Source organism: Rossellomorea vietnamensis (assembly GCF_025398035.1).
GTDB classification, from domain to species: Bacteria; Bacillota; Bacilli; order Bacillales; family Bacillaceae_B; genus Rossellomorea; species Rossellomorea vietnamensis_B.
Map to the genome: position 1 here is coordinate 2367575 of NZ_CP104558.1, position 23861 is coordinate 2391435.

Consider the following 23861-nt stretch of genomic DNA (forward strand, 5'->3'; position numbering starts at 1 on the left):
TAATTGATTATGATCGTTCTAGTTATCTCCACGAAAAATCATATCAACTTGCTAAAAACAGAGGACCGCCCCCAACTACTCACGCAGTTAAGAGCCGTCCCATCTTTACACAATATGATGCAGCTGTCTGGCCATTTTGGACAAATCCCGATAAACAGGGATTTTACTCGGGTCGGCGTTCCCGCCGCTGATGACGCACCCTACCTTCTTCCCCTGTACCTTGACCTTTTGACACATGGCTGCCGCCAAGGATGCGGCTCCCGCTCCTTCAACCAGGGTTTTCTCCCGTTGAAGCATGAACATGATGCTATAGGAGATTTCTTCATCGGTCACGGTGACCATATCATCCACATACTTCCGGATGATCGGAAACGTGAGCTCTCCAGGCTTCTTGACGAGGATCCCGTCAGCAATGGTATGAACATGCTCAAGTGAACCCTTATTGCTTCCCGTGAAAAAGTTATACGTGGCCGGCGCCCCCAGTGCCTGCACGCCGACAATCTGTACGCGGGGATTAAAGGCTTTCACGGCCAGTGCCATCCCTGCGAGCAAGCCCCCTCCACCGACGGGGACGAGAATCATGTCTAAATCACTGAGCTGTTGAAGCATTTCCAGTGCGACTGTCCCTTGTCCAGCCATCACTTTATGATCATCAAATGCATGAACATACGTCGAGCCTTTTTTGATTTTCTCCTCAAGTGCTGCCCCGTAGGCTTCCTGATAGGTGTCTCCAGTCAAAACGATTTCAGCTCCGTAATGTTTCGTTGCCGCAACTTTAGTGGACGGCGTCCGCTTTGGCATGAAGATTTTTGAAGGGATCCCGCGCTTAGCAGCAGCCAGCGCCACCCCTTGGGCATGATTTCCTGCAGATGCGGCAATGATCCCCCTCCCTGCTTCTTCTTCAGACAATGACATGATTTTATTCATGGCGCCCCTTACTTTGAAGGAACCTGTCCGCTGCAGGTTCTCCATTTTCAAATAGACTTCTCCACCAGTGAACGCATTCAGCGTCGACGATTGCTTTAACGGTGTTCGATGCACCTGATGACTGATTCTTTCCATTGCTTCTACCACTTCAGTGTTATCCATTAAATTCCCAAGTCACTCACCTCATATTTTTTTTCGTAGTCTTCGATTTGTGTACCGTAATGCAACGTTAAATCGATTTCATCCAGACCCTTCAGAAGCATTGTTTTCCAATAAGGATCAATGTCAAAGGAGACACGCAGCCCCTCAGAATCACAGATGGTCTGGTGCTCAAGGGACACTTCGATTTTATATAAGTCCACTTGACTCTCATTCTTCAAAAGGGCATCGACTGTTTTTTCATCCAGTTGAATCGGCAGGATCCCATTCTTTAAACAATTGTTATAAAAAATGTCCGCGAAGCTCTTCGCGATGATCACCTGAAATCCATAGTCCTGAAGGGCCCAGGGTGCATGTTCCCGTGAAGACCCGCATCCGAAATTCTTTCCACCGAGAAGAATTTCGGAATCCCGGTATTTTGGGGTATCCAATAAAAAGTCTCTTCTCAAGGACTTCCCATCGTCTTCAAACCGCCAATGATAAAATAAGAACTGACCGAAGCCTTTACGCTCGATCCTTTTCAAGAATTGTTTCGGTATGATTTGATCCGTGTCTACGTTGTCCCTCCTGAGAGGAAATACATTCGCTTCCACATGATTGATTGCCACCCTTTTCACCTCCTATGAAATCGGCATTTTTTCAAGCTTTCGTACGTCGGTCAATTTCCCTGTGATGGCCGCGGCTGCTGCCATGGAAGGACTGAGAAGATGGGTTCTTGAACCATTCCCCTGCCTGCCTTCAAAGTTCCGGTTGGAAGTCGATGCACAGCGTTTGCCGGGTGGGACGATGTCGTCATTCATGGCGAGACACATGCTGCAGCCCGCTTCCCTCCATTCAAAACCAGCTTCTGTAAAGATCGTATCCAAGCCTTCCTCTTCTGCCTTTTTCTTCACTTTAAACGAGCCTGGCACAACCAAAGCGGTGACACCCTGCTTAACGCTGTGCCCTTTCACCACTTCAGCCGCCGTCCTCAAGTCACTCAAGCGTGAATTCGTACAAGAACCGATAAATACATAATCAACCTCAATGTCCTCGATTCTCATTCCGGCTTCAAGTCCCATATAATGAAGCGCCCGCTCCACCCCTTCCCTTTCAGAAGGGTCCCCGTACTCATCCGGATGAGGGACGGACCTTGAAATCCCGGCACCCATCCCCGGGTTCGTCCCCCATGTTACATGAGGTTCGATTTCTTCACCCCTCACCTCAATTCTGTGATCATAGGTGGCGTCACGATCGCTTGTCAGGGATTGCCACTCTTCCTTGCACTGCTGGAACGTTTTATTCTTGGGAAGGTATTCCCTGCCCTCTAAATAGTCAAAAGTCGTTTCGTCGGGACTGATCAATCCGGCTTTCGCACCTGCTTCAATGCTCATATTACAGACGGTCATTCTTTCTTCCATGGACAGATTGCGAATCACGTCTCCCGTGAATTCGATGACATATCCGGTGCCGAAACCGACTCCATAGGTGGAAATGATGTTCAGGATCACGTCTTTAGCCGTGACACCGAATCCGAGCTCCCCTGAAACTTCGACTTGAAGGGTCCGGGGCTTCGATTGCCACAATGTCTGGGTCGCCAGTACATGCTCCACCTCACTCGTCCCGATCCCAAAGGCCAGTGCCCCAAACGCTCCGTGGGTTGAAGTATGGCTGTCTCCGCACACGATCGTTTTCCCCGGCTGGGTCAGACCCAGTTCAGGACCGATGACGTGGACGATCCCTTGATCGGGATGATGGATGTCTGCCAGGGTGACGCCGAATTCTGCACAGTTTTTCTTCAATGTCTCCATTTGCAGCCTGGCGACTTCATCTCTGACAATGTGACGCTCCCTTGTCGGCACGTTGTGGTCCATGGTCGCGTAAGTCAGATCCGGCCTCCTTAGCTTGCGATCTTTCAGGCGCAACCCCTCGAATGCCTGGGGGGATGTTACTTCATGTACAAGGTGAAGATCGATGTATAATAAATCCGGCTTTCCCTTTTCCCTGTGTACGATGTGTTTTTCCCATATCTTTTCGATGATATTTTTCCCTGCCATGAACTCCCTCCTGTTTTGGTAAGATTTTATTTCAATGAAGATTGTTTCGGTTAGAGAGTGACCGTAGATTTTGCTTCGGTCACCTTCTCCATAAAATTTATTATTACAAGTACGCTGCCAGGATGGAGGACAAGGCATGATCCGCTTCCAGACGCTCTACGACCAGCTGACTCATGGCACCCGTTCCGACGACGGTACCGCGTCCCATCGTCCAAAGATCTCCTGTCCGGTAACCTGCATTCAGGACTTCCTGGACCCCCATTTCGATCATTTCCGCTTCTTCTTTCAAGCCGAAGGAATGGCGAAGCATCATGGCAACCGATAGAATCATAGCCAGTGGATTGGCTTTTCCTTTTCCGGCGATATCAGGGGCGGATCCGTGAACCGGTTCGTAAAGACCGAATGAATCCCCTCTTAAACTGGCGGAAGGAAGCATCCCAAGTGAGCCTGTGATCATGGAAGCTTCGTCGCTCAGAATGTCACCGAACATGTTCTCGGTCACAAGCACGTCGAATTGTTTCGGCTGATACATCAGCTTCATGGCTGCGACATCCACAAGCATGTGTTCGACTTCTACATCCGGATATTCACCGGACACTTCGTTCACGACTTCACGCCACATTCGACTGGTTTCCAGAACGTTTGCCTTGTCGACGGACGTTAGTTTTTTCTTGCGTTTCTGAGCCAGCTTGAATGCTTTATGGACGATCCGTTCAATTTCACTTTTTTCATAGACCAGGGTGTCAACGGCCACTTCATCCCGCTTCCCCTGGCGGCCGGACGGCTGACCGAAATACAATCCACCCGTCAGCTCCCTGACAATCACCAAATCTACTTCTTCCACAATCTCCCGTTTAAGCGGGGATGCCCCCAGTAAACTTTCAAATGCCTTCACCGGGCGCAGATTCGCGAAAAGGTCGAACTCTTTTCGGATGGCCAGGAGCCCTTTTTCAGGACGGATTTCTTTCGGCAAGTGCTCCCATTTCGGTCCTCCGACTGCCCCTAATAGGACGGCATCGCTCTCTTTACAAAGCTTGATCGTTTCAGGAGGTACCGGTGTACCGAAGCGATCAACGGCCGATCCCCCGATGAATCCTTTCTCGACTTCGAATTCATGACCGAACCAATCACCCACTGCCTTCAGTACTTCTAATGCCCCGTCCATAATCTCTTGACCGATACCGTCTCCTGGTAGTACAGCGATTTTTCTCTTCATTAGAATTACCTCCTGATTTTTTGGTTTATGAGGAGCCTTATAATTCAAGGCTCCCGTGGTTTATAAGCTGGCTTGCACCGCTTCTTTCCCTCTTGAGTGTGATCGCTGTGCCGACCGGTTCACAGCATTTAGATACGCGCGGGCAGATGCTTCCAATACATCCTGAGCGGTTCCGCGTCCGCTTGTATTTTCACCGTCATACTCCAGTCGGACATACACTTCGGCAAGGGCATCACGGCCGCCACCAACTGAGTTGATTTTGTAATCCAAGAGCTTTGACTTGCCCGGAAGGATTTTTTCGATGGTATTGTAGATGGCTTCCACGCTTCCGGATCCCGTTGAAGCAAGGCGGGTGACGTTTCCGTCTTCAAACTTCAATTCGATCGTAGCCGTCGGGATATTGTCCATCCCATATTGAACCTGCATTCTTTCCAGTGTGAATCCGACACCTTCAGTCATTTCCGTCTGTTTATTCGTCAGGATGCTGAAGAGATCTTCATCGACGATTTCCTTCTTCTTATCCGCAAGATCTTTAAAGGTGTGGAACGCTTCGTTCAACTTTTCATCCGTTAAGTCAAAGCCCAGCTCGACGGCTTTATTCTTGAACGCGTGACGTCCTGAATGTTTTCCAAGAACGAGTCGGTTGGAATTCACTCCGATCAGTTCCGGTGTGATAATTTCGTACGTTGTCTTCTCTTTCAATACGCCATCCTGATGGATGCCAGATTCATGGGCGAAGGCATTATCCCCCACAACCGCTTTGTTAGCCGGTACCCTCATCCCCGTCAGCTTACTGACAAGAGAGCTTGTTTTCTTGATTTCATCCAGCTTCAGTCTGGTCGTCGCCCCGTAGAAATCTTCACGGATGCGAAGGGCAACAGCGACTTCCTCCAAGGCGGCATTCCCTGCACGTTCACCGATTCCATTGATGGTCCCCTCGATTTGATCGGCTCCGTTTTCGATGGCTGCAAGGGAGTTGGCTGTCGCCATGCCAAGGTCATCATGGCAGTGTGCCGATAGCTTTACCCCGCCGATATTCGGTACATTTTCTCTTACGTATCGAAACAGCTCTCCGTATTTATGAGGGGTGATATACCCCACCGTATCGGGAAGATTGATGACGGAAGCTCCGGCATCAATGACCCTCTCCATGATTTTGACTAAGAAATTGAGATCCGATCTGCAAGCATCTTCCGCCGACCACTGAACGACCGGGAAAAATTTCTTCGCGTACTGAACCGCCTGGACGGCCGTATCGATGACCTGATCCGGTGTCATCTTCAGCTTATGGGTCATGTGAATCGGGGAGGTAGCAAGGAAAACATGCAGCCTTGGTTCCGCCGTGCCTTTAAGGGATTCCCATACGGCATCGATGTCCCGCTGCTGCGCCCGTGCAAGCCCTGTTACCGAGCTGTTCTTGATGGTGGAACCGATCCGCTGCACGGCATCGAAATCCCCTTTTGAAGCTGCAGGAAATCCAGCTTCAATGACGTCCACCCCGAGTCTCTCCAGCTGTTTCGCCACCTCGATCTTTTCGATTGTATTCAGATTTACGCCCGCTGACTGTTCTCCGTCCCGTAGAGTCGTGTCAAAGATCTCAATGGTTCGCACTCGCTACCACTTCCTTTTCTTTAGTTGAAGGTTTCTGTACAAATGGCATCATTTTACGAAGCTCTCTTCCAACGACTTCAATCGGGTGCTGACTTTCACGCTGATTGATAGCGTTGAATTCCGGACGGTTCGCCTGATTCTCCAGGATCCATCCCTTCGCAAATTTTCCTGTTTGGATATCCGTCAATACTTCCTTCATGCGGGCTTTCGTTTCCTCGTTCACGACCCTTGGACCTGAAACGAAATCTCCCCATTGAGCCGTGTCTGAGATCGAATAGCGCATTCCTTCCAATCCCTGTTCATACATCAGGTCGACGATGAGCTTCAATTCATGTAAACACTCGAAATAGGCGACTTCTTTTTGATAACCGGCTTCGACCAGTGTTTCAAATCCTGCTTTCACAAGGGATGTCACCCCTCCGCAAAGGACTGCCTGTTCCCCGAAGAGATCGGTTTCTGTTTCTTCCTGGAAGGATGTTTCCAAGATTCCTGCACGTCCTGCGCCTACACCTTTGGCATACGCCAGGGCCAGTTCTGCAGCTTGACCTGAAGCGTCTTGGTAAACCCCGAAGAGTGCAGGTACCCCGGCTCCTTCTTCAAAGGTCCTTCTTACAAGATGTCCGGGTCCTTTAGGGGCAACAAGGAAGACATCCACATCTTCCGGAGGGACGACCTGATGGAAATGGATATTGAATCCGTGTGCAAATGCGAGTGCTTTGCCTGATGACAGGGCCGGCTTGATTTCTGCCTCATACACTTTCGGCTGATGCTCATCCGGAAGGAGGACCATGATGACTTCCGCCTGTTCACATGCTTCCCGCACTGAGTAGACATCGAAGCCGTCCTTTTCCGCCTGGTCCCACGACTTTCCTTTTCTCAATCCCACTACAACATCAAATCCGCTTTCCTTCAGATTTTGAGCATGTGCGTGACCCTGTGAGCCATAACCGACAACCGCTACTTTCTTCCCTTTTAGAACCTCTTCATTCACATCTCCGTTATAATATACCTTTACCATTTCCCTCATCCTCTCCATTTTTTGAATAATAAGTTTTTTCAGGATACTTCTAGTTTACAATTGAATACTGTTTCAGGTCTGTGACCGACTTTCCATTTCCCCTGGCGAAAGCTGTGATGCCTGTTCGGGCAATTTCTTTGATGCCATAAGGCCTTAATAAGTCAATGATCGCTTCTATTTTGGAGGTTTCCCCCGTTACCTGGACAGTTACACTGTCCCTTGCCACATCGATGATGGCCGCTCTGAACGGTTCGACAATGCCGTTGATTTCAGATCGTGTCTGCCCCGTACTCAACACCTTGATAAGGGCCAGTTCCCTGGCAACGACTCCTTGATCCGTGATGTCTGACACCTTGAGGACATCGATCTGTTTATGGAGCTGCTTCAGGAGCTGTTCGATTTTACGATCGTCTTCTACGTTGACAACGAAGGTCATCCTCGAAATCCCTTCCGTTTCTGTATATCCGACCGAAATACTTTCAATGTTGAACTGACGCTTTGTAAACAATCCGGTCACCCGGTTCAAGACACCGCTCCGGTTATGAACAAGGGCTGTTACAATCCGTTTCCTCATGGTTTCACTCCTAACATTTCATGTAATCCTTTTCCTGGAGCCACCATCGGGTAGACATTTTCCTTCGGGTTCACCCAGCAATCGATGAGCACCGGTTCATCACTTGTTAAGGCTTCTTTCAAAACAGAATCGACTTCTTCCTGGGTTTGTACTTTATATCCTTTGATTCCATATGATTCAGCCAGTTTCACAAAATCAGGCTGGGTGGAGAACACCGATTGGGAATATCTCTCTTCAAAGAACGTTTCCTGCCACTGCCTCACCATTCCAAGTGTGCCGTTATTGAGAAGGACCACTTTTACAGGAAGGTTCAATTCTTTCAGGAGAACAAGCTCCTGGAGAGTCATCTGGAAGCCCCCATCCCCTACAAAGGCGACAACTGTACTGTCCGGGTTTGCTAACTGTGCCCCGATCGCTGCGGGGAATCCAAATCCCATCGTGCCAAGTCCTCCGGATGTGACCCAGTTATTCGGCTTTTTAAAAGAATAGTATTGGGCCGCCCACATTTGATGCTGACCGACGTCCGTTGTGACGACGGCTTCGCCGTTCGTCATTTCGTATACCTGCTCAATCAACCGCTGAGGTGATAACACATCATGGGCCTGGTTATACCAGAAAGGATATTCCTTTTTGTATGATGTAAGGTGTTGATGCCATCTATCAAAATCAGGCTTCTCGGGTTCATGCTGAAGGAGTCTGGCAAGAGCCTGCTTCGCATCGGCCACGATCGGGATCTGGGTTTCAACGTTCTTACCAATCTCAGCCGGATCGATATCGATATGAACCACTTTGGCCCTTGGTGCAAAGGTAGCGAGATTCCCTGTTAAACGGTCATCGAAACGGGCACCGATATTAATGAGCAAGTCACATTCATGGATGGCCATATTACTCGCATAACATCCGTGCATCCCTGCCATGCCAAGAAACAGTGTATGGTCTGCCGGGAATCCCCCTAATCCCAATAAGGTGTGAACCACCGGGATGTCATATTGTTCAGCGAATGCCTTCAATTCCTCTGTCGCCTTCCCGTGCAGCACTCCTGCCCCTGCAAGGATGACAGGCTGCTTCGACACCTTGATCGCGTCCACCAGCTTCTTGATTTGGAGGGGATTCGGATAAAAGTTGGGCTGATAACCGGGTAAGTCCATTTCCACTTCATGTACCGGATAGGCCTGCTCTAAGGTCAAATCTTTTGGAATATCGACGAGTACGGGTCCGGGCCTCCCGGTTGATGCGATATGAAAGGCTTCCTTCACTATCCTCGGTAAATCTTTAATATCCCGTACCTGGTAATTATGCTTGGTGATCGGCATCGTGATGCCTACCACGTCCGCTTCCTGGAATGCGTCGGTTCCGATGACACCCGACGCCACCTGCCCCGTGAACACTACCAGCGGAAGTGAATCCATCATGGCATCTGCAATCCCGGTCACGAGATTCGTCGCTCCAGGTCCAGAGGTCGCAATGACCACACCCGGCTTACCCGATACCCTTGCATATCCCTCCGCTGCGTGGATGGCCCCTTGTTCATGGCGGGCGAGTACGTGCTTGATCGGGGCTTTGTATAGAGCATCGTAAATCGGCAAGACCGCTCCTCCAGGGTACCCAAACAGAATCTCAACCTTTTCCTCCTTCAAAGCTTTCATGAGCATATCAGCACCGTTGACGTTTTCTGTCAGTGTCTGTGAAGCCGGTTCTGCCTCTACCTTTGCTCTCATTGCCTATCTCTCCTCTCCTTTTTTAAATTGCTGTGATTGATTTTTCCCGGAGCATTGTTCATCCATTTGATTCAAACAAAAAAGACCTTTCCACCCACTACGACAGAGTTCATCTTTCGCAGGGGCGAAAAGGTCTTACATCCTTTCCACGGTACCACCCTCGTTCAGAGATGATCGATATCATCTCCCTTGGCAGGCTGATCGGTTTCACCAGCCTTTGTTTTTGTAACGAGTATCATCTACTCGATCGTTCCTACTTACACGGTTCAGAACGATACTCAGAGGGGATGTCGGTATTGGGTGTATTGCCGGTTTGCAGCACCACCAGCTCTCTGAAAATACGGTTCCCAATCCTTTTACCTCTTCAACGCTTTCACTTATTCGGTTTTCAAGATCCCACCTGTACTTGCTGATGTAACAAGTTTTGCGTATCTTGCAAGATACCCTTTTTTGATTTTCGGAGGAGGCTGTACCCACTCCTGTTGTCTGAACCTCAACTCTTCTTCAGAAACCATAAGGGAAATCGTCCGGTTCGTTAGATCAATGAAGATGGGATCTCCATTTTCCACAACACCGATCGGTCCTCCTTCAGCTGCTTCAGGGGAGACATGCCCGATTGAAATGCCCCGGGATGCTCCTGAAAATCTGCCGTCTGTCATGAGTGCGACTTGCTTCTCAAGTCCGCGTCCTGCAATGGCTGCCGTCGGTGCCAGCATCTCCGGCATTCCCGGTCCGCCCTTTGGACCTTCATATCTGATGACGACAACATGACCTTCTTTCACTTCTCCGCTTTCAATTCCGGCAAGTGCCTCATCCTGGGATTCATATACAATCGCCTCGCCCATGAATGTTTTAATGGATGGGTCGACTGCCCCCACTTTGATGACACCGCCATTAGGAGCGATATTCCCGAAGAGGACGGATAATCCCCCGACTGGACTGTGGGCATTTTCCCTGCGGCGTATGACATCATCATTTTGAATATGAGCATCCTTCACATTTTCATAAAGGGATTTCCCTGTAACGGTGATGCGGTCTTTGTGTACGGCTTCCATTTCACAGAGCTCTTTAATGATGGCGCTGACCCCTCCGGCATTGTGAACATCCTGCATGGAGTAATCCGAGGCCGGGCTTATCTTGGATAGATAGGGAACCCTTTCTGCGACTTTATTGATCCGGTTGATGTCGTAATCGATTTCCGCCTCATTGGCAATTGCCAGCGTATGGAGGACGGTATTCGTCGAGCCTCCCATCGCCATGTCTAAGGCGAATGCGTCATCGATGGTGTCCTCTGTTATGATGTCTCGTGGCTTGATATCTTTTTTCACCATTTCCACAAGATGTTTCGCTGCGTCTTTGATCAATTTGTGACGTTCTTCTGAGGTGGCTACGATCGTCCCGTTCCCCGGTGGAGCCATTCCTAGCATTTCCATCAGGGAATTCATGGAGTTCGCCGTGAACATCCCGGAGCATGACCCACAGGTCGGACAGGCATTTGCTTCGATATCGAGAAGCTGTTCTGCCGTCATCCTTCCTGACTGGTGGGCGCCGACCCCTTCGAAAACGGATACGAGTGATAATGGCTTCCCTTCACTTGAGACTCCTGCTTCCATCGGGCCACCCGATACAAAAACGGAAGGGACATTGGTTCTGACTGATGCCATCAGCATTCCCGGTGTGATCTTGTCACAGTTTGGAATGTAGAATACTCCGTCGAACCAGTGAGCATTGATGACGGTTTCTGCCGAGTCGGCGATCAGTTCGCGACTCGGGAGTGAGTACCTCATCCCGATATGTCCCATGGCGATCCCGTCGTCGACACCGATCGTATTGAATTCGAACGGGATTCCCCCCGCTTCCCGGATCGCTTCTTTCACCACCTGGGCGAATCCGTTTAAATGCATATGACCGGGGATGATGTCGATATAAGAATTACATACCCCGATAAATGGTTTTTCCATGTCTTCGAGCTTGACTCCCGTCGCATAGAGTAAACTGCGGTGGGGAGCCCGGTCGATCCCTTTCTTGATCATGTCACTTCGCACGTCATCACCTCCAACTTAGCCGACTTGAGCATTTTGTTTGTAAACTTTTCTTCCATCCTGCGTGACAGTATTTCTGAATTCCTGCAATAATTGATTCGTATACTTCCCAGGTTTTCCGTCTCCGATGACACGTCCGTCAACTTTTACAACGGCGATGACTTCAGCGGCTGTCCCTGTTAAGAACACTTCATCTGCCGTGTATACATCATGTCGGGTGAAAACTTCTTCTTTCATCACGAAACCTGCTTTTTCGGCGATTTCGATGATGGCATTCCGGGTGATCCCTTCGAGGGCCCCTACGTACCCCGGCGGTGTAAGGATTTTTCCTTTCTTCACAATGAAGATGTTATCGGCCGATCCTTCTGCTACATATCCTTGATCGTTCAACATCAATGCTTCGCTGACGCCTGCAAGATTTGCTTCGATTTTAACGAGAATGTTATTTAAATAGTTTAATGATTTAACTTTAGGTGAAAGTACATCTGCACGATTTCGCCGGCTTGCGACGGTAACGATATCGATGCCCGTTTCATATAAGCTTTTAGGGAATAGAGCCAGCTGTTCAGCAATGACGATGATCTGTGGCTTCCTGCAAGTGAATGGATCCAGCCCCAGGTTTCCAACACCCCTGGAAATGACCACACGTATGTAGGCATTCTCGAGTTTATTTTTTTTCAATGTATCAACGATAATGTCGCTCATTTCTTCTTTAGAGAGTTCAATGTGCAACATGATGGATTTTGCTGAGTCATAAAGGCGATCAACATGTTCATCCAGACGGAACACGTTCCCATCGTACATTCGAATCCCTTCGAACACTCCATCTCCATATAGAAAACCATGGTCGTACACAGATACAACTGCGTCTTCCTTTTTTACGTATTGCCCGTCTAAGTAGATCCACTGTTCGTTCATGTTAATCATTCCTTTCCCGGTTGAAATTTATTTGATTATTCGGAAATTTATTTTTGCAACGAAAGTACGTTGACTGTAAGCCTGTTGAGAGGGGGCTGAATCGGTTTATGATTGCCTCTTCCCGCCGGCTCAGGTTTTTATATTGAGGACAATATTACTCCCGTTTCCCCGGAAGGTCAACAGGGTTTTTGTAAATTATTTGACTATTTAGATTAATCTGATTATAAGTAAACGCTTACATCTTTGTCCTAATAGAGTTTAGCATGAGAAAAAAATATTTAAGATTTTTTTCATTAGAGGGGTGAATCGGTATTCAGAAGCGGCGTATATACCAATCAAAAATTTTTCGACAAAATCCTACAGGGATGGGGTTTGGGGGAGTTTGTACCCAGTCGGATTTGGGTCTGGTGCATCCTTTTCACCACCTTACAAGCGACATGCTTTTTCCATTGCACAAAAAAAGAATCAATCCAGAGCCGGTCCCCTGGATTGATTCTTTTATACCCATGTAAACATATAATTCTGATCTTCGACATCGTTTGCTTCTTTGACGATTTTCAACGGTTTGAAGGTATCGATCATGACAGCGAGCTCCAAGGTTTCTTTTTTTCCGATACTGGCTTCCGTTGTTCCTGGATGAGGCCCGTGTGGAATTCCACTCGGATGGAGGGTGATCGACCCTTCCTTGATCCCCTTCCTGCTCATGAAATTCCCTTCCACATAATACAGCAGTTCATCACTGTTCACATTGCTGTGGTTATAGGGAGCCGGGATCGATTCAGGATGATAATCATATAATCGCGGCACGAATGAACATACGACGAAGTTATGACCTTCAAACGTCTGGTGGACAGGCGGCGGCTGATGGACACGGCCGGTGATCGGCTCGAAATCCTCTATGTTGAATACCCATGGATATAAATATCCATCCCATCCGACGACGTCCAGTGGATGATGATCCAAGACATGGGAATGAAGCGCACCCCTGGATTTGGTGATCACTTCAAACTCTCCCTTTTCATTCTTCGTTTCAAGCTTCTCAGGTCCCCGCAGATCACGCTCACAAAACGGACTGTGTTCCAGCAGCTGCCCGTACTCGTTACGATAGCGACGAGGAGTGGTGATCTGGCTGAAGGACTCGACGATCAGCATCTTCGTCTCTTCTTCAGGAACGACCCGGTAGATGGTTCCGATCGGAATCACCACATAATCACCTTTTCCATACGTGATCGTTCCGAACATCGTCTCTACCTTTCCTTTACCAAAATGGATATAAAGCATTTCATCACCGTCACCATTCCGGTAAAAGCTTGTCATCTCTTCCGTGACATAGGCGGTTCCAATCAATAAATCGGAGTTACCAAGTAAATACTCACGGCTCTTTAAGGCACAGCCTTTCTTCTCGACTTTGTCTGTAAAGAAATGTCGATGACGCAGAGCACCCTCTTCCTCAAATTCCGGCATATAACTGCCTAAAAACTTTGTTTTCGCCACAGCCGTGGGCAAGTGATGATGATACAGGATCGATTGGGTTCCCGAAAATCCCTTCGTTCCCATGACCTGCTCCCTGTAAAGCGTTCCGTCTTCCTTTTTAAACATGGTGTGACGTTTATGAGGTATGTTCCCCAATTGACGATAGTACATGGTCTTCCCCCTTTCTTCTCTCTACAATCGTATTCCTTAATACTCCTAATCCCTTAATCTCTAATTCCACTACGTCCCCGGGCTTCAACCACGGATGCTTCTCGGGACCAAGCTCTAAAATGCAGCCGCTGCCGACCGTACCGGATCCGATCACCTCACCGGGATACAGGGTGACGTCTTTCGATGCGCGCTCGATCATGTCTTCAAATGTATAATGAATATCCTGATAATTCCCCTCGGATAAGTGCTTCCCATTCACTTTTGCCGTCATGGGCAGATCAAGACGTTCCCCGTTTCGATACGTATCCATCTCATCCTTCGTCACTAAATAAGGTCCGAATGACGTGGCAAAATCCTTTCCTTTCGCAGGACCGAGCCCGACTTTCATTTCATGCTTCTGGATGTCCCTTGCACTCCAGTCATTCATGATCATATAGCCGTAAATGAAGTCTTGCGCGCTTCCTGGGGAAATGTTCCTGCCTTCTTTTCCGATGACGCAGGCGATTTCCAGCTCGTAATCGAGCCACTCACAGCCGGCAGGTTTCGCGATGGGATCGCCTGGACCTTTTACAGCTAAGTGATTGGTGAAATAAAACACGGGAATGTCATACCATTCCGGCACCACGTCGAGCCCCCTCCGTTTACGGGCCGTTTTCACATGCTCTTCGAAGGCATAGAAATCCCGGATGCTCACAGGTCTTGGAATCGGTGCCTTCAGTGTGACGTCCCGTAATGGATACACTCCCTCTTCTCCCTCTGAAAAAGCACCCAGCTCCTTCATCCGTTTCAGTCCTTCGTCACCAAGATTGATGATGGATATCATATCTTTAGGAAGTGAGCCTCCGCTCACAGCATGGATATCCACGACAAGTTCATCCTGAACCATCCCCGCCTTTACTTCTCCATCTATTAAAAAACTAACCAACTTCACGTGTCATCACCTTTTTCGAATCAATTCAAATGAATCGGATAATGGTTTGGTGTACATCTGGCCGGCAAGCCTTCCCACCGGTTTGAGTTTCTCTGAATCTATTTTCCCGTCATAGTAGAGTTCATCATTGATCCTGACACACTCCACCTTCCCGATGACAAGGCTTCCTGCACCGGGATGATCGCCGAAGTGAAGGACCTCATGAAGCACGCATTCCAACTGAACCTTGCTTTCCGTCACTCCAGGAGGCTTTACAGTGATGGACTCTTTCTTCGTCAGTCCGACCTGTTCAAATTCATCCACGTCGGAATCAAATTCGATGGCACAGTTATTCATCTCCTCCACAAACTCTTCACTGACGATGTTGATGACAAATTCCTTCGTTTTCTCGATATTTCGAAGAGTATCCTTTTTGCTGCCATCTTTCCCTCTTCTCATAGGAGAGAAGCAGACGAGCATAGGCTCTGCAGAAATCGCCGTAAAGAAGCTGTATGGAGCGAGGTTCGCATTCCCTTTTTCATCAATGGATGAAACAAAGGCAATCGGTCTTGGCAGAATCGAGCCGATCATCAATTTATACGCTGACTGCCACTCAAGGGTCTGGGGTTTGATGTCCATTTCACTTCACCCCTTTGTTATTCAAAATGGATTCCAGCGCTGCAACAAATCGTTTATTATCCTCTTCTGTTCCAACCGTGACCCTGACCGTGTCCGGGTATCCCAGTAGAGTTCCTGAACGAACGACGAGACCCTCTTTTACGAGTTCATGGGACACCACGTCCCCATTCAAGCCTGTGTCCACCATGATAAAGTTGGATTGAGAAGGGAAATAGGATAAGCCCATCCGGTCGAATTCCCCCTCCAAGTAATGACGACCCTGTTCGTTCTTATGGGTGCATTCCCTTATAAACGCCTGATCTTCCAGGGCAATGATCGCCGATTTCTGGGCAACGGTATTCACATTGAAGACATCCTTCACTTTACGGAGCTGTTCAGCAATTTCCTCATTCATGACTCCGAACCCGACCCTTAACCCGGCAAGGCCATAAATTTTTGAAAATGTCCTGAGGACGATCAGGTTTTCGAATGCCGTAAGAAGCGGCAGGGTTTCTAAATAATCATCGGTTGTCACGTACTCCATATAGGCTTCATCCACCACCACGAGAACGTGTGATGGGACACTTTCGATAAACTGCAGGAGTTCCCTTTTACCAACGATGGTCCCCGTTGGATTATTGGGGTTGCAGACAAAGATCAATTTTGTTCTTGGAGTGATGTGGTCATGCATGCCCTGTAAATCATGGGTACCGGCTACGAGAGGGACAATGACGGGTGTGCCTCCCTCTAACAACACATTGGTCTGATACCTTGGAAACGTCACGTCGGCCATGATCGCCTCGTCTCCGCTGCTCAAATAGGCCCTCGTCAACAGCCGGATCACTTCATCCGATCCGTTCCCGAATACGAGTTGTTCTTTCGGAACGCCCAAGAACGCTGAAACTTTTTGACTCAGATCCACCGCAGCCCCGTCGGGATATAAAAACAGGTCGCTTCCGTTTTCTTTAAACCACTCTTTCACTTTCGGGGAGCAGCCATATATATTTTCATTTTCTGATAACTTTCTGATGGAGCTGAGTCCATGCTCCTTCTTTAAGTCCAGAAGCGTCTTCCCTAGCACATATGGAGCGATATGTGTGACCGCTTCCCTTGTTTTGAACTTCAATGCCATACATATACCCTCGCCTTCCTCATGGATGAAGGGGGTTGACTCATGTGTTAGCTTATCTCCCCGTTCAAATATGTACCTGCAATCGGTACGATATTAAGCGTAGAAGCAGCTAATCTCTTCATGAGTTAACCCCCTGACCGGTCCTTTGACCCCCGTTATATATATTCTATCTATCTATTTTTTTATAGGTTCCCTCTGCGTTCCTGTTCGCGTTCGATGGATTCGAATAATGCTTTGAAGTTTCCTTCGCCGAATCCCCTCGCCCCTTTACGCTGGATCACTTCGATGAATAGTGTCGGACGATCCACGATCGGCTTCGTGAAAATTTGAAGCAGATATCCTTCGTCATCCCTGTCTACTAAAATATTCAACTCTTTGATCTGCGAAATCTCTTCATCAATTTCACCTACACGCTCTGAGAGCATTTCGTAATAGGAATCAGGAGTGCTTAAGAACTCTACTCCATTTTCTTTCAGGATCCCGACTGTCTTCACAATATCCTCTGTCAGGATGGCAATATGCTGCACTCCCGGACCACCGTAGAACTCAAGATATTCCTGGATTTGTGATTTGCGTTTCCCTTCAGCAGGTTCATTGATCGGGAATTTGATGCGGCCCCCGTTATGCATGACCTTGGACATCAGGGCAGAATATTCTGTTGTGATGTCCTCATTCGTGAAATGACGCATTTCCTTGAAGCCCATCACTTTTTCGTAGTATTCCACCCACTCTTCCATGCGCTCCACGTTTCCGACGACGTGGTCGACAGCGATGATGCCGGCATCTTCATTTTTAAGCGCGGTATCATATTTTTCAAATCCAGGCATGAAAATCCCTTTGTAATCTTTACGTTCCACAAGTGTATGGATCGTGTCCCCGTATGTACCAATCACGGCTTTCTTCACTGTTCCGTTATCATCTTCCAGTGTGGAAGGGGGCATGATTTCAATGGCACCACGTTCCACCGCTCCACTGTAAGCCTTTTCAATATCATCCACGACAAGTGCGATGTCTTTGATGCCATCTCCGTGTTTCTTCACGAATTGGGATACCCGGCTTCCTTCATGCAGACTTCCTGTAATGAGCAATCTCACCTTGTTTTGTTGCAGTACATAGGATACCGTGTCCCGATTGCCCGTTTCGAGCCCTGAATAGGCAACGGTCTTAAATCCGAATGCTGTACAGAAGAAGTGGGCTGCCTGCTTGGCATTGCCTGTATAATATTCTAAATAATCGACATCTCTTACCGGGAAGACCTCTTCTGCCTTAACCTGTTTTTTTGCCACGTTCTCTTGCATATTAACCCCTCCATTAAACGTAAGTATATTCTGAATATTATATTAAATCGTTTTGTATAACTTCTCAAGAATGGCTAGTAAAGCTTAAACGCTTCTCTGTGATGAAGTCCGTCCCTCTTTTCATCTCACTGGTTCCTTTTTTCTGGGAGGCATATGGACGGCGTCCCCCTTTAACCCTTCGACCGCTTCGAGCATGGTCTCATTCATGCTGGGGTGGGGATAGAGCGGAAAGCGAAAGTCCTCATCCCTCGCTGCCATTTCGAGTCCCATTACACCTGCCGTGATCAGCTCGACCGCCCCCATTCCCATCATATGGACACCAAGGATCACATCCGTTTCACTGTCAGACACGACTTTGACGAATCCGTCCTTCTCCTCTGTGAGCTGGGCGTACCCATTTCCCCTGACAGGGTTCTCACTCACCGTGACCGAATACCCTTCACTCTTCGCTTCCTCTTCTGTAAGGCCTGCGTACGCAATCGGGGGACTCATCTGCACCACCGTAGGCACGAACCGCAGATCCACCTCTACCGGAAGTCCCGCCATTGCCTCTGCAGCTGCCTTCCCCTGCTTGATCGCCTTCACGGCGAGGGACGGACCTTCCGTCACATCCCCGATCGCCCAAATATGGGGAATGGAGGTCCGTCCCTCCCGATCTGTCTGGATATATCCCCGCCCGGTTGTTTCGATACGAAGGCGGTCGAGACCGAGATCTGATAGATTCGGTTTTACTTGGCCGCTCACAACAAAGTGAGAACCTTCGATGGAGACCGTTTCTCCCTCTTCGTTTTTGAGCTCTGCAAGGACATGTCCTTCCCTCTCACTGGCCTTTTTCAGTACGCAATCTTTGATGACACTGATTTTCTGCTTTTTTAACTGCCTGGACAATTCTTTGGAAAGGGAGGGATCCAATGCTAATTCTTCCCTCAGGATTAACGTGACCCGACTACCCAATGTGCAGAAAACGGAGGCAATCTCCAGTGAAATATAATCTGCCCCATACATGATCAGTTCCCTGGGGATGTCTTCCAGCTCGAACACCTGTCTTTCCTTCAGGACCGTATCATCATTGAAGATGATTTCATCCGGATAGTGAAAGTCTCCACCTGTTGCGACAATCGCCTCTTTAAAATTCAGAAGACTGAATTCATGTCCGTTTTCGACTCCGATACGGGATTCGGACAGGAATGAAGCCGTCCCTTTAATGATTTCAACCTTGTTTGCTTTACAGAGGGATTCCACACCGGTCCGGAGCTGGGTGATTTTTTTATTTTTATAGTGTTGAAGAGTCGCAAGGTTTGCTTCCACTTCCCCGAACTCCATCCCCATCTCCTTCAGATGCTTCGTCTTTTTGAATTCCTGGGCAAAATGAGTGAATACCTTTGACGGGATGCAGCCTTTATTCAAGCAGGTGCCCCCCAGGTCCTCCCGTTCGATCAGGGTGACCTGTCTGCCAAGGCAGGCTGCTCTGATGGCTGCGTGATAGCCTCCGGGACCTCCTCCGATGATAATGACATCTTTTTCTTCTGTAATTTCCCCTACTACCATTTATATCAACTCCAAAAGCATGGATTGAGGCTCTTCGATCAAATCTCTCAAACGATTTGTAAATGTCACGGCCGTCCCGCCATCCACCACTCTGTGATCAAAGGACATGGAGACATTCATCATGGAGCGGACGACAATGTCATCGTGTTCGTTCACCATCGGACGCTTCTTCGTTTTATGAAAAGCGATGAGGGCTACTTCCGGTTCATTTATGATCGGGGTGGCCCCGATCGAGCCGTCCAGCGGGCCGACATTACTGACCGTGAAGGTACCTCCTTTGATCTCTTTCATCGTAAGCTTGCCTTCCTGAGCCTTGACGGTGAGGGCCTTCATTTCAGCTTGAATTTCGACCATTGTCATTCCTTCCACCCCTTTGATGACAGGAACGATCAGACCATCATCCGTGTCGACTGCGACACCGATATTATGGTGTGGCTGAAGCTCGATGCATTCTTTTTCTTCATTGAGGCGGGCATTGAAAATTGGGAACTCTTTTAAACAGACAGAAAGAGCTTTGATAAAATAAGCACCCATGGAAATGGACTGACCACTTCTTTTCATTGTCTCTTTCCAGATTAATAGATTCGTCACGTCGATTTCTTCAAAATGGGTGCAGTGAGGGATGGTTCTGAGTGATTGAGCCATCTTGGAAGCAATTTGTTTTCGCCTGCCCCTGAAAGGGATGGTCTTCGGCGCGGTTTCTGCTGGACTTACCTGAACAGCAGGCACAGTTTCCACTTCAGGTTTTGGAGGTGTCCCTACTTCGCCTTTCATATAGAGGAGAACATCTTCATCGACGATTCTGCCCCCGGCCCCTGAACCGACCACTTCTTCTATATTGACTCCATTTTCCCTTGCGATTTTTCTCGTATACGGGGAAGCAAGGATCCTCTTCTTCTTCGTGAACTGAATCGTTTGGGGAACGGTACGGCGGCTTTCATCCCTGCTTTCCTTTTCCATCAACAATACCGTCGATCCAACGGGAATGGTCTCCCCTTCACTTACGGTGAATTCCTTGATCACACCTGAAAACGGTGCCGGGATCTCCGCCGTCATTTTATCTGTTTGTACCTCTACAAGTGGTTGATCCGCTCTCACCACATCCCCCACCTTCACAAGAAAGTGATTGATATTAGCTTCGGTCATCCCTTCCCCGATATCATGAAGCTTAACTTCCATGGACTCCCTCCTTGTCTAATAGCGTGCCACTCTCTCCACTGCAGCAAGCACTCGTTTACTGTCAGGCAAATAGAAATCTTCAAACCCGAAATACGGAACAGGCGTATCGAATCCTGTTACGCGTTCTGTAGGCGCTTTTTGATATAAAAAGGATGTGTCATTGATGATCGCAAGCACATCATTTCCAACCCCACCCGTTGCATGGGCTTCGTGGACGATGACGGTCCTCCCCGTCTTCTGGACAGAGTTCGAGATCAGATCCTTATCAAGGGGATAGAGGGTTCTGAGGTCAAGCACCTCACAGGAGATGCCTTTATCCGCCGCTTCCTTCGCTGCGTCCTCGGCTACCTTCACCATCGCACCCCAAGCAATGATCGTGACATCCTCACCCTCTGCTACTACCTTGCCCTTCCCGATTTCCACGGTGTACTTCTCTTCCGGCACTTCCTCTTTGGAAGACCGGTAGCATCTCATGGGCTCAAGGAAGAGGACAGGATCGGGGTCTTCAATCGCCGCGATCAGAAGACCTTTTGCATCATACGGTGTGGCCGGACAGACAACCTTGATTCCCGGCATATGAGTGAAAAGTGCCTCTGTGCTATCGGAATGGATTTCAGGTGCCCGGACCCCTGCCCCATAAGGAGCCCTGATGACCAATGGGCAGGTGAAATGGCCGAGTGTCCGTGCACGTAATCTGGAAGCATGGGTCATGATCTGCTCATATGCCGGGTAGATGAATCCTAAAAACTGTACCTCCGTCACCGGGCGGAATCCATTCAATCCCATCCCGATGGCGGCACCGATAAAGCCGGCTTCACTTAAGGGTGTATCAAGCACCCGGTCTTCGCCGAATTCCTGTTGCAGGCCGTCAGTCGCCCGGAACACTCCCCCGTTCGCCCCGATATCCTCACCCATCAACAGGACATCCTCGTTTTCCTTTAGCATCACTCTCATCGCATCCGTGATGGCCTGAACCATCGTCAATGTCTTCATTTTCGTTAAGGTGCTCATTCTATTCACCTCTCAATTGCTCAAGGAGCTTTTCTTTTTGTTCCTGGATCGTCCAAGTCGGGGTGGCAAACACATAGTCGAAGATCAAACTCGGATCCGCGGCTGTATATGCTTCCAGTTCGTCGACGGCAAGGTCCACTTCCTTCGCACATTCCTTTTGGACAGAAGCCGTCCATTCCTCGTCAAGCCAGCCCCTTAGCCTCATGTATTTGGTTAAACGGTCGACGGGGTCATTATCTTTACGCCTGGACTCGCTTTCCTCTTGGTTACGGTACTTCGTCGGATCATCGGCTGTCGTATGGGCACCGTATCTCCATGTCACCGATTCGATCAAGGTAGGTCCGTCCCCGTTCCTTGCACGCTCCAGTGCTTTCAATGTTTCAAAATAAACGGCAAAAATATCATTGCCGTCGATGCGGACGCTTGGGATATCGTAGGCCAGTGCTTTCTGGGCAATGGTCTTCGTCTTCATTTGCTTGTGCATGGGGACAGATATGGCATATTGATTATTTTGATTGAAGAAGACGACCGGAGCCCCCCATACGCTTGCCAGATTCAATCCTTCATGAAAATCCCCCTCAGAAGTGGCGCCGTCTCCGAAATAGACAATCGCCGCATTCCGGGTTCCTTTTCTCTTCTCGGCGAAAGCCGCGCCTACCGCATGTGGAAGCTGGGTCGCAATCGGGATGCCTGGAGTAAAGATGTTCTTCCCTTCAGGAGGCACACAACCTTCATTCCTCCCTTTCCAGAAAAGAAGGATGTGAAGGAGCGAATGTCCGAATGTCATGGTTGCGCCATGATCGCGGTAGGATGGAAATAACCAGTCTTTTTCCTGCAGGGCAAGTGCGCTCCCCACCTGGGATGCCTCCTGGCCTTCATATGGTGCATACGTTCCGATCCGCCCCTGGCGCTGGAGGCTGACGGCTTTACGATCGAAAGTGCGGATCCTGATGAGATGCCGGTAAAACGTACGGGCCAATACTTCTGAAATATCTTTTTCATACTCGCTTTGAACCAGTTGTCCTTGTTGGTCCATCACTTGGACCAGTTGAAATTCCTCGATCATTTCATCACCTCGTGTGGTGCAATATTGTTGGAGATTAGGGATAATCATGAAACTGCCTGGATTTACGTTCTCACCGACCACTTCGGACGCTTCGCATGGGAGAAGAAGCTGTTTCTTCTCGTGCGTGCGTGGATCCGGTCTTCGCAGAAACGGTTGGCCGCTTCCACCGTGGTCATGTGCTCATTTTCTGACTGCAGATAAATGTTTTGAAGGCTGTTGTAGATGGCACTCGTCTTTTGGAGGACCCGTTCTTTGTTCGGCTCATATAATTCGTCCGCCACCTGGATCAGCCCGCCGGCATTGACGATGTAGTCAGGTGCGTACAGGATCCCTTTTTCGTGAAGCCTCAACCCATGGGAAAGATCTAATAGCTGATTATTGGCAGAACCCACGACCGCCTTTACTTTCAACTGATCCACCGTGTGATCGTTGATGACTCCCCCGATCGCACACGGAACGAAGACATCCGCATCGACAGAATAAATTTCTTCTCCCGATACGACTTTGATGGCCGCACCCATGTTCTTCGCTTTCGCAACCAATAGATCGATGGATTTCTGACTGATATCCGTTACATATAGATCTGCTCCCTCTTCCAGCAGTCGCTCGGCTACTTTAAACCCGACTTTCCCGAGCCCCTGAATGGCGTAGCTTTTTCCATGAAGGTCTTTTGAGCCCCAGACATTTTGATTTGTCGCCTGCAACCCATAAATCACGCCCATCGCTGTCGGGATGGATGAGTCACCGCTCCCGCCGTACTCTTCATTGACGCCGACGATACAATTTGTCTCTTTCAAGGCATAAACGAAATCTTCAGGCGTGGTCCCCATATCCGTCCCTGTATAAAATCGTCCGTTAAGGGATTCAACGAATTGACCGAAGGCACGGAACAACTCCGGATGTTTATCTTTTTCCGGATCACCGATAATGACCGCCTTCCCTCCACCGAAGTCGACGTCGGCCGCTGCACATTTATACGTCATGCCTTTGGATAAGCGCAGCACATCCTCAAGCGCTTCATCTACTGATGAATAAGGTCTCATGCGGCATCCGCCAAGAGCTGGACCGAGGGTGGTATTATGTATGGCGATGATGGCTTTAAGCCCTGTTTCTTCATCGTTGCAAAACACGACCTGCTCATGGTTCTGTATTTTCTGGAACATATCCATATCATTTCCCCCTACAAGCTCTCTGTTTGTAACCGCTTTCAATTCAGTCGATACTTTAGACACTTTG

20 protein-coding genes are annotated in these 23861 nt (G+C 48.8%); all 20 read right to left on the reverse strand.

Annotated elements, in window-relative coordinates; all coding sequences use genetic code 11:
- Positions 1–105: 105 nt before the first annotated feature.
- Complete coding sequence (gene ilvA / locus N5C46_RS12220) at positions 106–1062, reverse strand: threonine ammonia-lyase (protein WP_261748894.1); 957 nt, start codon at positions 1060–1062, stop codon at positions 106–108.
- A 26-nt stretch (positions 1063–1088) separates the two neighbouring features.
- Positions 1089–1694, reverse strand: coding sequence for a 3-isopropylmalate dehydratase small subunit (gene leuD / locus N5C46_RS12225; protein ID WP_261748895.1), 606 nt, complete (start codon positions 1692–1694; stop codon positions 1089–1091).
- 12 nt (positions 1695–1706) lie between these two features.
- Positions 1707–3122 carry a 3-isopropylmalate dehydratase large subunit gene (gene leuC / locus N5C46_RS12230; protein WP_261748896.1) on the reverse strand — a complete coding sequence of 472 codons (1416 nt, stop codon included), beginning with the start codon at positions 3120–3122 and terminating at the stop codon, positions 1707–1709.
- A gap of 103 nt (positions 3123–3225) precedes the next feature.
- The gene (gene leuB, locus N5C46_RS12235; protein WP_261748897.1) at positions 3226–4338 is read right to left on the reverse strand and encodes a 3-isopropylmalate dehydrogenase; all 1113 of its coding nucleotides are present in this window, start codon (positions 4336–4338) and stop codon (positions 3226–3228) included.
- 60 nt (positions 4339–4398) lie between these two features.
- Complete coding sequence (locus tag N5C46_RS12240) at positions 4399–5949, reverse strand: 2-isopropylmalate synthase (protein WP_061810024.1); 1551 nt, start codon at positions 5947–5949, stop codon at positions 4399–4401.
- Positions 5936–6967, reverse strand: a complete 1032-nt coding sequence (gene ilvC, locus N5C46_RS12245; RefSeq protein ID WP_261748898.1) for a ketol-acid reductoisomerase — start codon at positions 6965–6967, stop codon at positions 5936–5938. The genes N5C46_RS12240 and ilvC overlap by 14 nt, the downstream gene beginning before the upstream one ends.
- Positions 6968–7016: 49 nt before the next feature.
- Complete coding sequence (ilvN, locus tag N5C46_RS12250) at positions 7017–7541, reverse strand: acetolactate synthase small subunit (protein WP_034761039.1); 525 nt, start codon at positions 7539–7541, stop codon at positions 7017–7019.
- Complete coding sequence (gene ilvB / locus N5C46_RS12255; RefSeq protein ID WP_261748899.1) at positions 7538–9259, reverse strand: acetolactate synthase large subunit; 1722 nt, start codon at positions 9257–9259, stop codon at positions 7538–7540. Before ilvB ends, ilvN begins: the two co-directional genes overlap by 4 nt.
- A 377-nt stretch (positions 9260–9636) precedes the next feature.
- Positions 9637–11304, reverse strand: a complete 1668-nt coding sequence (ilvD, locus tag N5C46_RS12260; protein WP_261748900.1) for a dihydroxy-acid dehydratase — start codon at positions 11302–11304, stop codon at positions 9637–9639.
- Between the two features lie 15 nt (positions 11305–11319).
- Positions 11320–12219: a branched-chain-amino-acid transaminase gene (gene ilvE / locus N5C46_RS12265; RefSeq protein ID WP_261748901.1), complete on the reverse strand. Its 900-nt coding sequence runs from the start codon at positions 12217–12219 to the stop codon at positions 11320–11322.
- A gap of 498 nt (positions 12220–12717) precedes the next feature.
- Positions 12718–13863, reverse strand: a complete 1146-nt coding sequence (locus N5C46_RS12270) for a homogentisate 1,2-dioxygenase (protein WP_261748902.1) — start codon at positions 13861–13863, stop codon at positions 12718–12720.
- Positions 13829–14794, reverse strand: a complete 966-nt coding sequence (locus tag N5C46_RS12275) for a fumarylacetoacetate hydrolase family protein (protein WP_261748903.1) — start codon at positions 14792–14794, stop codon at positions 13829–13831. The genes N5C46_RS12270 and N5C46_RS12275 overlap by 35 nt, the downstream gene beginning before the upstream one ends.
- 6 nt (positions 14795–14800) lie before the next feature.
- Complete coding sequence (locus N5C46_RS12280) at positions 14801–15412, reverse strand: flavin reductase family protein (RefSeq protein WP_034761025.1); 612 nt, start codon at positions 15410–15412, stop codon at positions 14801–14803.
- 1 nt (position 15413) lies between these two features.
- Positions 15414–16523: a histidinol-phosphate transaminase gene (hisC, locus tag N5C46_RS12285; protein ID WP_261748904.1), complete on the reverse strand. Its 1110-nt coding sequence runs from the start codon at positions 16521–16523 to the stop codon at positions 15414–15416.
- A 182-nt stretch (positions 16524–16705) separates the two neighbouring features.
- Positions 16706–17821, reverse strand: coding sequence for a 4-hydroxyphenylpyruvate dioxygenase (gene hppD, locus N5C46_RS12290; protein ID WP_061810017.1), 1116 nt, complete (start codon positions 17819–17821; stop codon positions 16706–16708).
- Between the two features lie 120 nt (positions 17822–17941).
- Positions 17942–19369: a dihydrolipoyl dehydrogenase gene (gene lpdA / locus N5C46_RS12295; RefSeq protein WP_261748905.1), complete on the reverse strand. Its 1428-nt coding sequence runs from the start codon at positions 19367–19369 to the stop codon at positions 17942–17944.
- Positions 19370–20548, reverse strand: a complete 1179-nt coding sequence (locus N5C46_RS12300) for a dihydrolipoamide acetyltransferase family protein (RefSeq protein ID WP_261748906.1) — start codon at positions 20546–20548, stop codon at positions 19370–19372. It abuts the gene before it with no gap.
- Between the two features lie 15 nt (positions 20549–20563).
- Positions 20564–21559, reverse strand: coding sequence for an alpha-ketoacid dehydrogenase subunit beta (locus N5C46_RS12305; protein ID WP_272501206.1), 996 nt, complete (start codon positions 21557–21559; stop codon positions 20564–20566).
- 1 nt (position 21560) lies between these two features.
- Positions 21561–22625 carry a pyruvate dehydrogenase (acetyl-transferring) E1 component subunit alpha gene (pdhA, locus tag N5C46_RS12310; RefSeq protein WP_261748907.1) on the reverse strand — a complete coding sequence of 355 codons (1065 nt, stop codon included), beginning with the start codon at positions 22623–22625 and terminating at the stop codon, positions 21561–21563.
- A 62-nt stretch (positions 22626–22687) separates the two neighbouring features.
- Positions 22688–23794 (reverse strand): Leu/Phe/Val dehydrogenase, encoded by a 1107-nt coding sequence (locus N5C46_RS12315; RefSeq protein WP_261752348.1) that lies wholly within the window; start codon positions 23792–23794, stop codon positions 22688–22690.
- Positions 23795–23861: the final 67 nt, after the last annotated feature.

Coding starts and splice junctions, on each gene's coding strand:
- ilvA (WP_261748894.1), bottom strand. CDS start 1,062: ATGGAAAGAATCAGTCATCAGGTGCATCGAACACCGTTAAAGCAATCG.
- leuC (WP_261748896.1), bottom strand. CDS start 3,122: ATGGCAGGGAAAAATATCATCGAAAAGATATGGGAAAAACACATCGTA.
- leuB (WP_261748897.1), bottom strand. CDS start 4,338: ATGAAGAGAAAAATCGCTGTACTACCAGGAGACGGTATCGGTCAAGAG.
- ilvC (WP_261748898.1), bottom strand. CDS start 6,967: ATGGTAAAGGTATATTATAACGGAGATGTGAATGAAGAGGTTCTAAAA.
- ilvN (WP_034761039.1), bottom strand. CDS start 7,541: ATGAGGAAACGGATTGTAACAGCCCTTGTTCATAACCGGAGCGGTGTC.
- ilvB (WP_261748899.1), bottom strand. CDS start 9,259: ATGAGAGCAAAGGTAGAGGCAGAACCGGCTTCACAGACACTGACAGAA.
- ilvE (WP_261748901.1), bottom strand. CDS start 12,219: ATGAACGAACAGTGGATCTACTTAGACGGGCAATACGTAAAAAAGGAA.
- N5C46_RS12270 (WP_261748902.1), bottom strand. CDS start 13,863: ATGTACTATCGTCAATTGGGGAACATACCTCATAAACGTCACACCATG.
- N5C46_RS12280 (WP_034761025.1), bottom strand. CDS start 15,412: ATGGACATCAAACCCCAGACCCTTGAGTGGCAGTCAGCGTATAAATTG.
- hisC (WP_261748904.1), bottom strand. CDS start 16,523: ATGGCATTGAAGTTCAAAACAAGGGAAGCGGTCACACATATCGCTCCA.
- hppD (WP_061810017.1), bottom strand. CDS start 17,821: ATGCAAGAGAACGTGGCAAAAAAACAGGTTAAGGCAGAAGAGGTCTTC.
- lpdA (WP_261748905.1), bottom strand. CDS start 19,369: ATGGTAGTAGGGGAAATTACAGAAGAAAAAGATGTCATTATCATCGGA.
- N5C46_RS12300 (WP_261748906.1), bottom strand. CDS start 20,548: ATGGAAGTTAAGCTTCATGATATCGGGGAAGGGATGACCGAAGCTAAT.
- N5C46_RS12305 (WP_272501206.1), bottom strand. CDS start 21,559: ATGAGCACCTTAACGAAAATGAAGACATTGACGATGGTTCAGGCCATC.
- pdhA (WP_261748907.1), bottom strand. CDS start 22,625: ATGATCGAGGAATTTCAACTGGTCCAAGTGATGGACCAACAAGGACAA.
- N5C46_RS12315 (WP_261752348.1), bottom strand. CDS start 23,794: ATGGATATGTTCCAGAAAATACAGAACCATGAGCAGGTCGTGTTTTGC.